Annotated in this window: 12 protein-coding genes; 6 read left to right on the forward strand and 6 right to left on the reverse strand. The window is 34.1% G+C overall.

Features of this window, described 5'->3' with window-relative positions; translation table 11 throughout:
• The first annotated feature begins 179 nt into the window (after positions 1-179).
• The 3 genes from PKK00_12590 to PKK00_12600 all read left to right on the forward strand — a co-directional run bounded on the left by PKK00_12590 (position 180) and on the right by PKK00_12600 (position 4,966).
• Positions 180-2,036, forward strand: coding sequence for a methylmalonyl-CoA mutase family protein (locus PKK00_12590; protein ID HNW99239.1), 1,857 nt, complete (start codon positions 180-182; stop codon positions 2,034-2,036).
• A gap of 27 nt (positions 2,037-2,063) precedes the next feature.
• The gene (gene scpA / locus PKK00_12595) at positions 2,064-4,226 is read left to right on the forward strand and encodes a methylmalonyl-CoA mutase (GenBank protein ID HNW99240.1); all 2,163 of its coding nucleotides are present in this window, start codon (positions 2,064-2,066) and stop codon (positions 4,224-4,226) included.
• 221 nt (positions 4,227-4,447) lie between these two features.
• Positions 4,448-4,966 carry a thioredoxin family protein gene (locus tag PKK00_12600; protein HNW99241.1) on the forward strand — a complete coding sequence of 173 codons (519 nt, stop codon included), beginning with the start codon at positions 4,448-4,450 and terminating at the stop codon, positions 4,964-4,966.
• A gap of 50 nt (positions 4,967-5,016) precedes the next feature.
• On the opposite strand, the gene PKK00_12605 is transcribed toward PKK00_12600, so the two are convergent.
• A complete protein-coding gene (locus tag PKK00_12605; GenBank protein HNW99242.1) occupies positions 5,017-5,166 on the reverse strand; it encodes a hypothetical protein in 150 nt (49 codons plus the stop codon).
• Positions 5,167-5,287: 121 nt separating this feature from the next.
• Between PKK00_12605 and meaB the strand changes: the two genes are divergently transcribed.
• On the forward strand, positions 5,288-6,385 hold the full coding sequence (gene meaB, locus PKK00_12610) for a methylmalonyl Co-A mutase-associated GTPase MeaB (GenBank protein ID HNW99243.1): 1,098 nt from the start codon (positions 5,288-5,290) through the stop codon (positions 6,383-6,385).
• Between the two features lie 8 nt (positions 6,386-6,393).
• Here the strand turns inward: meaB and PKK00_12615 are convergent, their stop codons facing one another.
• On the reverse strand, positions 6,394-7,464 hold the full coding sequence (locus PKK00_12615; GenBank protein HNW99244.1) for a TerC family protein: 1,071 nt from the start codon (positions 7,462-7,464) through the stop codon (positions 6,394-6,396).
• 224 nt (positions 7,465-7,688) lie between these two features.
• On the opposite strand from PKK00_12615, the gene PKK00_12620 reads away from it, so the two are divergent.
• Positions 7,689-8,834, forward strand: coding sequence for a transglutaminase domain-containing protein (locus PKK00_12620; protein HNW99245.1), 1,146 nt, complete (start codon positions 7,689-7,691; stop codon positions 8,832-8,834).
• Positions 8,835-8,866: 32 nt separating this feature from the next.
• Positions 8,867-10,201: a hypothetical protein gene (locus PKK00_12625; protein HNW99246.1), complete on the forward strand. Its 1,335-nt coding sequence runs from the start codon at positions 8,867-8,869 to the stop codon at positions 10,199-10,201.
• Between the two features lie 57 nt (positions 10,202-10,258).
• Here the strand turns inward: PKK00_12625 and PKK00_12630 are convergent, their stop codons facing one another.
• From PKK00_12630 to PKK00_12645, 4 genes are read right to left on the reverse strand one after another with little or no spacing between them, the layout of a single operon-like run.
• Positions 10,259-11,413 (reverse strand): sodium ion-translocating decarboxylase subunit beta, encoded by a 1,155-nt coding sequence (locus PKK00_12630; GenBank protein ID HNW99247.1) that lies wholly within the window; start codon positions 11,411-11,413, stop codon positions 10,259-10,261.
• 15 nt (positions 11,414-11,428) lie between these two features.
• Entirely contained in the window at positions 11,429-11,869 is a 441-nt protein-coding gene (locus PKK00_12635; protein HNW99248.1) for a biotin/lipoyl-binding protein, read from the reverse strand.
• An 8-nt stretch (positions 11,870-11,877) separates the two neighbouring features.
• A complete protein-coding gene (locus tag PKK00_12640; GenBank protein ID HNW99249.1) occupies positions 11,878-12,285 on the reverse strand; it encodes an OadG family protein in 408 nt (135 codons plus the stop codon).
• A gap of 8 nt (positions 12,286-12,293) precedes the next feature.
• Entirely contained in the window at positions 12,294-13,853 is a 1,560-nt protein-coding gene (locus PKK00_12645; GenBank protein HNW99250.1) for an acyl-CoA carboxylase subunit beta, read from the reverse strand.
• Positions 13,854-13,882: the final 29 nt, after the last annotated feature.

Below are 13,882 nucleotides of genomic sequence, written 5' to 3' on the forward strand. Positions count from 1 at the left end.
GACGATTTTCAGCTTTCTTTGTTCCCTGTTTGAAATTTTTGAGGAAACTCCAAAAGGTAAATCAGAAATCTGCATTTTTTAAAGTAGTTTATTATATAAGGTGTAAAAATTTTATTTTAATTTTGCAGCCTGAATTCAGTACATAAGGAATTCACGAAATATTTAGAATTATGAATGAAATGAAAAAAAAATTATTTTCCGAATTCCCTCCTGTTACTACAAAAGAATGGGAAGAAAAAATTATTGCCGATCTGAAAGGCGCTGATTATGAAAAAAAATTAATCAGCAAAACAACCGAAGGAATAAAAATTAAACCCTATTACCGTTCGGAAGATATTGCAAATATTGAGCATTTGAAATCTTTCCCGGGTGAATTTCCTTTTGTCAGAGGAACAAAAAAAACCGATAACCACTGGGAAGTGCGTCAGGATGTAGAAGAACTCAATCCTGAAAAAGCAAATAAGTTAGCAAAAGAAATTATTCGGAAAGGTGTTGATGCTATTGGTTTCAATGCAAAAGATGTTGAAGACAGTAACGACATGAAGGCATTGCTTGCCGGAATTGATTTGGAAAAAACAGCTATTCATTTTTATTCATCAAATTCTTTCCCGGTAACTTTTAATTTATTTACCGAAGAGTTAAAAAGACAAAAAGTTGATTTGAAAAAAGTGAAGGGCAGCTTTAATTTCGATTCATTAAGTTATTTCCTTCTCTACGGAAAATTTTATACCAGCGAAGACAATAATTTTATTGAAGCAGCTTCGCTCTTAGGAAATGTTGTGAAGAACATTCCTCAATTTGATTGTATAAATATTAACGGGCAATATTTTCACAATGCAGGTGCAAGCGTATCGCAGGAACTGGCTTTCAGTTTAGCATCAGCAAATGAATACCTGGTGAAATTTACTGAAAGAGAATGTAAGATTTCTGATGTTGCTTCACATCTGCGTTTCACTTTTGCAACCGGTTCAAATTATTTTCTTGAAATTGCAAAGTTCCGTGCAGTTCGCATGCTGTGGGCAAAAATTGTTGAACAATATAATCCTTCCGATAAAAATGCATGCATGATGAAAATTCATGCAGTAACATCCACATGGAATAAGTCGGTTTACGATCCTTATGTTAACATGCTTCGAAACACTACTGAAGCAATGTCGGCAGCAATTGGCGGTTGTGATTCAATGACTGTATATCCGTTTGACATTACTTATAAAAAAGCAGATAATTTTTCAGAACGCGTTGCACGCAATGTACAATTGGTGCTGAAAGAGGAAGCATACCTTGATAAAATTGTTGACCCTGCCGGTGGTTCATATTATATCGAATCATTGACCGATTCCATTGCAGAAGCATCATGGAAAATGTTTTTAAAGATTGAAGAACAGGGCGGATTTATTAATGCAGTTAAGTCGGGTTATATTAGAGAAGAGATTGAAAACACCTGTCAGAAAAGAGATATGGACATTGCCATGCGAAAGCAGGTAATACTTGGTACAAACCAATATCCGAATCTTAAAGAAACAATGTTGGATAAAATTGCTCCCAATACAGACCTTTCTGCACTTGGTGGATTAAAACAGTATCGGGGCTCGCAGGCATTTGAAGCATTAAGATTATCAACAGAATCTTATGAAAAGGAAGGACATAAAATTCCTTCGGTCTTTTTATTCACCATTGGAAATCTTGCAATGCGTAAGGCAAGAGCAACATTCGCCACAAACTTTTTCGGATGTGCTGGATATAAAATTATCGACAACCCGGGTTTCAAAGAGGTGAATGAAGGTGTTGCTGCAGCATTAAAATCAAAAGCTGAAATTATCGTTTTCTGTAGTTCTGATGATGAGTATGCAACATTGGTTCCTGAAGCATGCAATAAATTGAAGATGGAAAAATCAGACGCATATTTAGTAGTTGCAGGAAATCCGACTGCAATCGTAGAACAGTTGCAGCAAGCCGGAGTTACTGATTTTATTCATGTTCGTTCAAATGTTTTGGCAACATTGGAAAAATATAAAAGTTTGTTTGGAATAATTTAATTATTGATTTAAGATTTTATAAAATATATGAGACCTGATTTTTCAAAAATAGATTTCAGAAAATCATCGAAAGAAAAAACTTCTTTTAGTGAATGGGAAAAGAAAAATAAGATAGAGAAAAGCTGGATGACTGCTGAACAAATTCCTGTTAAACCTGCTTTTGGTGAAAACGATTTGCTTGGCATGGAGCATTTGAATTATGCTGCTGGTATTCCTCCATATTTACGCGGACCATATTCAACAATGTATGTGATGCAACCATGGACTATCAGGCAGTATGCAGGTTTTTCAACTGCTGAAGAATCGAATGCTTTTTATCGTCGTAATCTGGCTGCCGGACAAATGGGATTATCGGTTGCATTCGACCTTGCAACGCATCGTGGTTACGATTCTGATCATGAGCGCGTGGTTGGCGATGTTGGAAAAGCCGGTGTTGCCATCGATTCCATTCTTGATATGAAAATTCTTTTCGACCAGATTCCACTCGATAAAATGTCCGTTTCAATGACGATGAATGGTGCCGTATTACCGGTACTTGCATTTTATATTGTTGCTGCAGAAGAACAAGGGGTGAGTATGGAAAAATTAAGCGGCACAATTCAAAATGATATTCTGAAAGAGTTCATGGTGCGCAACACTTATATTTATCCACCGCTTCCATCAATGAAAATCATTGCTGATATTTTTGAATTCACTTCTAAAAATATGCCTAAGTTCAATTCTATCAGTATTAGCGGATATCACATGCAGGAAGCAGGAGCAACCTGCGACATCGAACTGGCTTATACGTTAGCTGACGGACTTGAATATCTGCGTACTGGTGTGAATGCAGGAATGGACATCGATAGTTTTGCGCCACGCTTATCATTCTTCTGGGCTGTAGGGATGAATCATTTCATGGAAATTGCAAAGATGCGTGCAGCAAGAATGTTGTGGGCAAAAATTGTAAAACAATTCAATCCTAAAAATCCTAAATCGCTTGCATTGCGCACACACTGCCAGACTTCAGGATGGAGTTTAACTGAACAGGATCCATTCAATAATGTTGCACGTACTTGTGTTGAAGCTATGGGTGCAGCACTTGGTCACACACAATCATTACATACCAATGCGCTTGATGAAGCAATTGCATTGCCTACCGATTTCTCAGCACGTATTGCACGTAACACACAAATTTATTTACAGGAAGAAACTGGAATTTGTAAAGTTGTTGACCCATGGGCAGGTTCATATTATGTTGAATCGCTCACTCATGAAATTGCAAATAAAGCATGGGCATTGATCCAGGAAGTAGAAGAACTTGGTGGCATGGCAAAAGCTATTGAAACCGGTTTGCCAAAAATGCGAATTGAAGAAGCTGCTGCAAGAAAGCAGGCACGCATCGATTCGGGAAAAGATATTATTGTTGGAGTGAATAAATTCAAACTGGATAAAGAAGACCCACTCGACATTCTTGAAATTGATAATTCAGCAGTTCGTGAATCACAGATTGCACGTTTGAAAAAACTTCGTGCTGAAAGAAATGAAGCGGAAGTAAAATCAGCACTTGAAGAAATTACCAAAGCATGCGAAACAGGAAAAGGAAATCTGCTATCACTGGCAATTGATGCAACTCGCAAAAGAGCATCACTCGGAGAAATTTCTTTTGCATGTGAAAAAATATTCGGAAGATACAAAGCAACTATTCGTTCAATATCGGGAGTATATTCTATGGAAATAGCAAACGATGATAAATTTAAACAAGCACAACAACTAGCTGATAAATTTGCAAAGCTGGAAGGACGTCGTCCTCGTATTATGATTGCAAAAATGGGACAGGATGGTCACGACCGCGGAGCAAAAGTCATTGCAACAAGTTTTGCCGATCTTGGCTTTGATGTGGATATGGGACCATTATTCCAGACCGCAAAAGAAGCCGCAAAACAAGCAGTAGAAAACGATGTTCATATTATTGGAGTTTCAAGTTTGGCTGCAGGTCACAAAACTTTGATTCCTCAGGTTATTGATGAATTGAAGAAACTTGGTCGCGATGATATCATGGTCATTGCCGGTGGTGTAATACCAGCACAGGATTACGACTTTTTATATAAAGCCGGAGTTGTTGGTATATTTGGTCCGGGAACAAGCATTCCTGATGCTGCTGTGAAAATTCTTCAGATATTAATTGATAGTGTTATTAAAGAAGATTAATTTTTAAGAAATGATTTTTATATGCAGGCTCGGCGTAAAGCGCCGAGCCTGCTTTTTTATAATCTAATTAAAAAAATATACAATTGTTGCAACAACCTGTTCTTTGTAGGTATGATATAAATTTTTCTTTCAGTATTAGCTCTTTGTTTTTGAATTAAAAGCTTATTATCTTTACAGCATACTTTATTATTTTATAATAATTATTCATAAAACAAAGAGCTATGAAAACACCAACAAATCATTTAATCGTTTTTTTTATTTTTATTTCAATGAATGTTTTTTCACAAGAAATAAACAGAACAAAAATTGATGAGAAATCACAAATGGAAGTTTTAATTGGATTATGCAATAGAGATGGTTTAAAATCGGATTTATTTAAAGCCTATTATGAAGCAGAATACAATTCGTATAAAACGGATACAGCAGTTATAAATAAAATCAAAACTGCTATCAAAGAAAAAAACATCACTATAACTATTGTGATGGGTTCATGGTGTGGAGACAGCCAGGAGCAGGTTCCGCGTTTTTATAAAATTCTTGATGAAACAGGATTTGGCGAAAACAATGTTACATTGTATTGTGTTGATCGCACAAAAAAAACGGATAAAGGAGAAACGGATAGTTTGAATATACAACTAGTGCCTACATTTATTTTTTATAAAGACGGAAAAGAAATTGGAAGAATTATTGAAACACCAACATTGACTCTTGAAAAGATATTTTTTGAAATTGCATCATAAAAAAAGCCCTCTCAAAATTTTGAGAGGGCTTTTTTTATGATGCAATTTAATTACTTTTTCTTAGCAACTTTTTTCTTTGGAGCTGCTTTCTTTACTACTTTCTTAACTACTTTCTTAACAACTTTTTTCTTTGGAGCTGCTTTTTTTACAACTTTTTTCTTTGGAGTTGTTTTTTTAACTGTTTTTTTTGTTGTAGCCATTTGTTTGTTTTTTTTGGATTTTACATAGCAAAGATACATTATAATTTTTTATATAATAACATTTTTTATAATTTTATTAATAATTTTGTTAACAATAAAAAGTGAATAAACATAATCATTCATTATGATAGAAGAAAACAAACATTCCGCAATGAAGGTGAATAAAGGGATTCCGCAACCTTCATCATTGAATGATGAGTCTGCAAAAAAATTTGTTCAGAAAAAAAGAAATTCACTTTCTGTTTCAGAATATGTAAATGGAATTCTTGAAGGAAACAGAACTATTCTTGGACGCGCTATAACCCTTGTGGAAAGCTCACTTCCGAAGCATCATAATTTAGCACAAAAAATTATTGAGAAATGTATTCCATATTCTGGTAATTCAATTCGAATTGGTATAACAGGAATTCCTGGTGTAGGAAAAAGTACATTTATTGAAGCCCTCGGGAAATACTTAACAGCAAAGGGAAATAAGATTGCTGTTTTAGCAATTGATCCAAGCAGTCAAATTTCAAAAGGAAGTATTTTAGGTGATAAAACCCGAATGGAAGATTTATCTGTTGACCCGAATGCATTTATTCGTCCGTCTCCTTCTGCAGGAACACTTGGCGGTGTTGCACGTAAAACACGCGAATCTATTATACTTTGCGAAGCAGCAGGTTTCGATACAATCTTTGTTGAAACAGTTGGTGTAGGACAATCAGAAACAGCGGTGAATGGTATGGTGGATTTTTTTCTGTTGCTTATGATTGCAGGTGCAGGAGATGAGCTGCAGGGAATAAAACGCGGTATAATGGAAATGGCAGATGCAATTGTGATAAATAAATCCGATGGACAAAATATTTTAAAATCAAATACTGCAAGAACTGAATTTCAAAATGCGTTGCATCTTTTTCCTCCTACACCTTCAGGATGGATCCCTTTGGTGGAAACCTGTTCGGCAAGAACAAATGCAGGAATAGATAAAGTTTGGGAAATTATACTTTCATATATTGCTTTAACAAAAAAGAATAATTATTTTTATAATAAGCGTCAGGAACAAGCAAAATACAGGATGATCGAAATGATTAACGATGCGCTTAAAGAAAAATTTTATCAAAATACTGACGTGAACATTTTAATTCAGTCAGTCGAAAAAGAATTGCTTGAACAAAAGATCAGTTCTTATTCTGCTGCACAAAAATTACTTGATACATATTTTTTATCGTTGAAAAAATAATTTTAATATCAAAGTGTATTCTTAAATTCATTTTTATTCTTTGGCGGAAAAAGTACTGAAGCGAGAATGCTCATCGATAAAATTCCAAGTATGATATATAGCGAAACATTTGTAGGAATATGAATATGTAAAGGATATTGAGCTATGACCATTTTCAATCCGATAAATGTTAGCAGCACCGACAAACCATCTTTCAGGTAGTAGAAATAATTGAACATATTCATAACAAGGAAAAATAAGGAACGTAACCCGAGTATTGCAAAAATATTTGAAAAGAAAACAATAAACGGGTCTTTGGTAACCGAGAAAATTGCAGGCACCGAATCAACAGCAAACACCACATCCGAAAATTCAATCACCAGCAAAACAACAAACAATGGAGTAACAAGCCATCGTTTATTTTTTCTTATAAAAAAATGTTGTCGTACAACACGGGAATATACCGGAAAATTTTTTGCTGCGAATTTTACTACAGGATGATTTTCTGTATCAATTTTATCATTATCTTTTCTTGTCAGAAACATTTTAATTCCTGTAAATATCAGGAATGCGCCAAAGATGTATAATACCCATTCAAATTTTTGTATGATGGCGCTGCTTATAAAAATAAAAAGAAAACGCATGATAATCGCTCCAAGAATACCCCAGAATAATACCCGATGATAATATTTCTGCTGAACTCCAAAAGAAAGAAAAATTAAAAGGATAACAAAAACATTATCTATCGATAATGCATATTCAATTAAATAACCGGTAATATATTCTAGTGATAAATTTTCATTATAGATTGATAGATTTTTTTCAAAAGAATTTTTCATGTCAACCTGAACGGGTTGTTCGTATTTTTCAACAACATGTTTTAAATCGTTATTGTTTCCAATTCCGTGTATCAGTTCGCCGTATGTTTTTATAAAAAAGAAAAAACCGATAGCCAGAGAAATCCATAATACCGACCACATCATTGCTTCACGAAATCGTATCACGTGGCTTTTCCTGTTAAACACTCCCAAATCGAGTATAAGAATAGAAATAATAAAAACCAGGAATGAAAAAAAGAATATCGATTCTTTTGATAGCATTTTAAAATTGTTTGTTGCAAAGTTATCTAATTATACTGATACAGAACAGGCTTACAAAGACTTTTTTAAGATAAATATTTTATCCACGACAAGTCGAGATGAATCAGCATAACGCGTTCTGGTCATTTTTCAGTCGCTGTGGCGACCTGGTAATAAAGGATACAAGTGAGCCTGAACAAATAAAAATATATTTATTACTTTTGATTTATATATAAATTTCTGATATGAGATATAAATTATTTTTGATAGCTGTTTTTATTTTATACAACTATTCTTTGTTTTCACAAAAAATATTACCGGTAATAAAAGCGAATTCAAAATCGGTTGATATCAGGGATGGCGATAAATTAAATAAAAACGCATGGAATATTTCGCCTGAAATAAAACCGGATATTTATACTACTTCAAATAAGAAAGTAACTTTTTACACCGATATAGATTCAATAACTTTTTTTATTAAACATAAAAAAGTTTATGATTTTATTATTCTTCTAAATAATAAAGATACAGCATTAACACAAATAAAATTCGGGAAAGATAAATCAACACCTGCTTATTTAGATATTTTAAAAAAGGCTGATAAGTATGATTATTCAGACCGAAGAGAAATTCCTGAATTTACTTATCAATCTATGGATAATCCTAACCTGGTTGAATTAAGAAAAAAATATAACCTGGATTCAATTGCAGGAAGCGGGAATGACGTTTTAAAAATTTTAAATTTATTACATTGGACTCACAATTTAATTCCTCATGACGGGAACCATGAAAACCCTTCTGTTAAAAATGCAATTAATATGATTTCTATATGCGCACAGGATAAACTTGGATTGAACTGCAGGGGGCTTGCAACGGTTTTAAATGAATGTTATTTGTCATTAGGGTTTCCATCAAGAATCGTAACATGTTATCCTAAAGATTCTGTTTTTGATGATTGCCATGTAATAAACATGGTTTTTTCAAAAGAGTTAAAAAAATGGCTTTGGATTGACCCTACAAATGATGCATATATAATGAATGAAAAAGGAAAATTATTGAGTATTGAAGAAGTAAGAGAAAGGTTAATTAACAAAAAGCCATTAATTTTAAACCCGGATGCAAATTGGAATAATAAATTTTCTGTTGTAAAAGAAGATTATTTGGATGTTTATATGGCTAAGAATTTATACAGGATGGAATGTCCTCTTGTAAGTGAATACAACATGGAAACAAAAGAAAAAGATAAAAAAATTACTTATGTGGAACTGTTGCCGGTTGATGCTTTTAATCAAACACCACAAAAGGAAGAAAAATATTATCAGAAATCGGGAGTAACGTACATTAATTACAAAACAAATAATCCTGGTTTATTTTGGACTATTCCAAAATAGAAAAATTATAATGTTCAGGAAGTATTAACGAAATGATGAAAAATATTTATCACTTGTTCTTAAAAACAAAATGGTGGAAAAAGCTTATCATACTTTTTCTGATTTTTTTTCCATTACGTTTTTTATTTGGAATTTTTTCCGAGTTCTGGTTTGAAGATGAAATTCAAATTTATCTTATTGGTTTAAAATTTTACTCAACCGGTCATTGGCCATATTTCGGTCCTGATGTGGTTTATACGTTTTCGCAGATACCGGGCGCATTGCAGGGATTACTGGTAGCATTCCCTTTTTATATTTTTAAAATTCCCGAAGCGCCTTATATATTATTAAACCTTTTAAGTTTCTTTTCTCTTTTTTTGTTAGGTTATTATATAATAAGGTATCATACTCCAAATATTCCTGAATGGTTTTTATGGATATGGATATTTACAGCTCCATGGGTATTGAGTTTTTCAACACATATTATCAATCCTTCTTATGTGCTTCCGGCTGCAATTTTATTTTTTATTTCATTACTTGAAATCATTCCGGCGACAAATAAGAATTTTATAAAACCAAATACTGCATTTTTCTTTTTAGGTTTTTGTGTGATCTGGATTTTCCAGCTTCATCTTTCGTGTATACTTTTGATCCCATTCATTTGTATTGCTTTTTATTTTTCATTGAAGAAAGATTTAAAAAGTTTTTTCACTTCATTATCGTGTTTTATCATTGGTTGTGTAATCAGCGGAATTACTCTTTTCCCTACTTTATTCAAATATGGAATTAGCGCGGGAAGTGGCGATGCTGCTTCAAACATTGTATTTAATGTATCAAACATAAAAGAAGTGTTAACGGTGCTTGTTCGCATATTATCATTTGCAAGTTTTGAGCTGACACGTTTTATGGGTTCAAATACGGTTGAACGATTAAATTTTGCTTCACAATATTATTGGGCAATCCCTTTTATTGTAATAGTTGGTATCATAGGAATTGCACAGGTGGGCTGGATGATCATTGCATGGTTTAGCAAAAATGAAAATGAAAGTTGGAGCGCCATAAAATATTTAATATTGATTTCATTTTTGTTTACGTATTTCAGTTTTTTCTTTTCTGTAAAAGGACCATCATCACATACTTTTTATTTGTTGTTGCCATTGGCAATGATATATTCATTTTATTGCTGGCAATTTTTATTCAAAAGGAAATGGATAAAAATTATTGCTGCCATATTTCTTTTATCGGGAATAATTTTTCATGTTGCCTTAGGCATACATAATTATAAAAATAAATCGATGTATATAAACAGGGGAAAGCCACTAAAAGCGATACAACAAAAAGATTATACAATTCTTGGAGAAAGAAGAACGTACGACAGGAATAAATAAAAAAGCGGAAGCATAATGCTGCCGCTCCTTTGCGAATAATAAAATTAATTAATGATTTTAGTAAAGAAAACTTAGCAGAATTCCTGCTGCAACAGCGCTGCCAATAACTCCGGCAACGTTAGGTCCCATTGCATGCATAAGTAGATGATTGGACTTATCATATTCTAAACCTACAACCTGCGAAACCCTTGCGCTATCTGGAACTGCAGAAACACCTGCATTTCCAATAAGCGGATTAATTTTATTTCCTTCTTTAAGAAATAAATTTATGATTTTACAAAACATAACACCGCCAAATGTTGCAACAATAAATGATGCTGCACCAAGTGCAAAAATTCCTACCGATTTTGTAGTAAGAAAAGTTGTTGCCTGTGTAGATGCGCCTACAGTTAAGCCGATAAGAATAGTTACTATGTCAATTAAAGGTCCTTTAGCTGTGTCGGCTAAGCGTTTTGTTACACCACTTTCTTTCAAAATATTTCCAAAGAATAACATTCCTAAAAGCGGTAATCCGCTGGGAACAATAAAGCAGGTAAGAAGTAACCCAAAAATAGGGAATAAAACTTTTTCTTTTTTTGATACAACTCTTGGTGGTTTCATTTTAATTAAACGCTCTTTATTTGTTGTTAAAAGCCGCATAATAGGAGGTTGAATAACCGGAACAAGCGCCATATATGAATATGCTGAAATTGCAATAGCTCCCATTAAATCAGGTGCAAGTTTTGATGAAAGAAAAATTGCAGTAGGTCCATCGGCGCCACCAATAATACCAATAGCTCCTGCCTGAGCTGCATCAAAACCTAATCCCAGAGCTGCCATGTACGCACCAAAAATACCAAGCTGGGCAGCAGCGCCGATTAATATTAATTTAGGATTTGAAATAAGAGCAGAAAAATCAGTCATTGCTCCAATACCTAAAAATATCAATGGAGGATACACTCCTTGGATTACGCCAAAATACAAGTAATTCATTACACTGCCGGTTTCATAAATTCCAATCTTTAACCCGGGGTAAAAAGGAATGTTTCCAATTAAAATCCCGAAACCAATAGGAATTAACAGCAGAGGTTCATATTCTTTTATTATTGCAAGAGCTATAAAAGATAACCCGACAAGAATCATTATTATATGACCAACAGTAAAATTAGCAAAAGCAGTATATGTAAAAAACTGGTTAAGATGTTCAGTTAAAAAATTCCAAAAATTATTCATAATATTTATCTCCTGTTAATCAATAATTATTAATGTATCTCCCTCCATAACGGAATCACCTTTTGAAATTTTAATTGCTTTTACTGTTCCTTCTTTATCGGAATTTATATTATTCTCCATTTTCATAGCTTCAAGAATAATGAGTTTTTGTCCTATTTTTATAGAGTCTCCAACATTAACATGAATGCTTAGAATTACACCGGGAAGAGGAGCTTTAATGGTTCCTCCGCCTTTGGGATCCGAGGGGTTACTTGTTTTTGCTGTAGATTTATTTGAATCAGTAGAGGGAACAGAATCTGTTCTTATTAATTTTGGTGTTTTTGTAGGTTGAAGATTTTTATCAACCTCCACTTCATATAAAATTCCATTTACTTCAATTTTTGCAATGTTATCTTCAATGTTTTGAATCTCTACATCGTATTGGTTTCCCTGAATTTTAAACTTGAATTTTTTCATATGATGTGTTAATTTTTAAGAGCGTTTCGTAATCCGTATATTTTTGAACTCCATGGAGAATAAGTTCGTGCAACTTTTTTAATTGTAAGAAGGGTGTTTTCATGGTCGTGAAGGTCGCTTTGATAAAAATGTAACGCTAAACCTATAGCTGCTCCCAATTCTCCTGTAGTGTCTTCTTTTATTTTTTCAGCTTCTTCTACTTTCCCTTTTTTTATCAGGCTGCGTTTTTTAAAATCGATAGAATAAATTTTTGCCAGATTTTTAAAAGTAAGATAAATAAGAATTAAAGATGAAAAAACTACCGACATTGCTATAACCGTCATTCCAATACCTATCGGGTCGAGCTTTAAAAAATCATTTGCTGCCTGATGAGATGCTGACGTTGCAGTTTGTTGTAAAATAATAAATGTTGTCATTATTAAAATTATAATGGTAAATTAGAATGTTTCTTTGGTGGATTAGTGTCTTTCTTTGTTGCCAGCGATTGCAGCGCCCTGATGATTCTGAAACGTGTATTCCTTGGTTCAATTACATCATCAATATAACCGTATTTTGCAGCATTGTAAGGATTAGCAAATTTCTCTTTATATTCATCTTCTTTTTTCTGAATAAAATCGCTCTTTTCTTTTTCGTCAGTAATTGCTTTTAAATCTTTCTGGAACAAAACCTCTATTGCACCTTTAGGTCCCATTACTGCTATTTCAGCTGTTGGCCATGCATAATTAATATCACCACGAAGTTGTTTCGAACTCATTACATCATGTGCGCCGCCGTATGATTTACGAAGAGTTATTGTAACTTTAGGAACAGTAGCTTCACCATAGGCAAATAATAATTTTGCACCATGTAAAATAATGCCGCCATATTCCTGTGCGGTGCCGGGTAAAAATCCGGGAACATCAACCAATGTTACTAATGGAATATTAAAGGCATCGCAGAATCGTACAAAACGTGCTGCTTTACGCGAAGCATTGATATCAAGTACTCCGGCAAGATAATTCGGTTGGTTTGCTACAATCCCTACAGGCATCCCGTTAAATTTTGCATAACCTATAACAATGTTTGGCGCATAGTAACGCTGCACTTCCATGAATTCGCCATCATCAACAATGGAATGAATAATATCTTTTACATCATATGGTTTATTCGGGTTGTCGGGAATAATGGCATTCAGCGAATCTTCCAGTCTGTCAATTGGATCGGAGCATATTGCTAAAGGAGGATCTTCTAAATTATTTTGCGGAAGATAGGACAGGAGTTTGCGAATGAGCAGTATTCCTTCTTTTTCATCTTCTGCTACAAAATGATTTACTCCTGATTTAGAACCATGAACCATTGCACCTCCGAGCTCTTCTTCAGTAACAACTTCACCGGTAACCGTCTTAACAACTTTTGGTCCGGTAACAAACATGTAGCTGTTAAGCTTTGTCATTAAAATAAAATCGGTAAGAGCTGGCGAATACACAGCGCCACCTGCGCAGGGTCCGAAAATAGCAGATATCTGTGGAATTACTCCTGATGCCATAATGTTACGCTGGAAAATTTCAGCATAGCCACCAAGACTACGAACACCTTCCTGTATACGCGCTCCGCCGCTATCGTTAATACCAATAACGGGAGCTCCCATCTTTAATGCTTTATCGTAAAGTTTGCAGATTTTTTGCGCGTATGCTTCCGAAAGCGAACCGCCAAAAACTGTGAAATCCTGGGAAAAAACATAAACGATTCTTCCGTCAATTGTTCCATATCCGGTAACCACTCCGTCGGAAAGATACGTTTCTTTTTCAAGCCCGAAATCACGGCAGTTATGAGTAACGAACATATCGAATTCTTCAAAACTTCCGTCGTCGAGCAATAATTCAATTCGTTCGCGGGCGGTCATTTTTCCTTTTTTATGTTGCGAATCTATTCGTTTCTGACCTCCGCCCAACTTGGCTTGTTCGCGTTTATCCAGCAGTTCCTGAATTTTATCCTGGTGACCCATGGTTGTTATTATTGTTTGTTGTTGTAATG

This window comes from Bacteroidales bacterium (assembly GCA_035353855.1).
In the GTDB taxonomy this organism is placed as follows: Bacteria; Bacteroidota; Bacteroidia; order Bacteroidales; family CG2-30-32-10; genus DAOQAK01.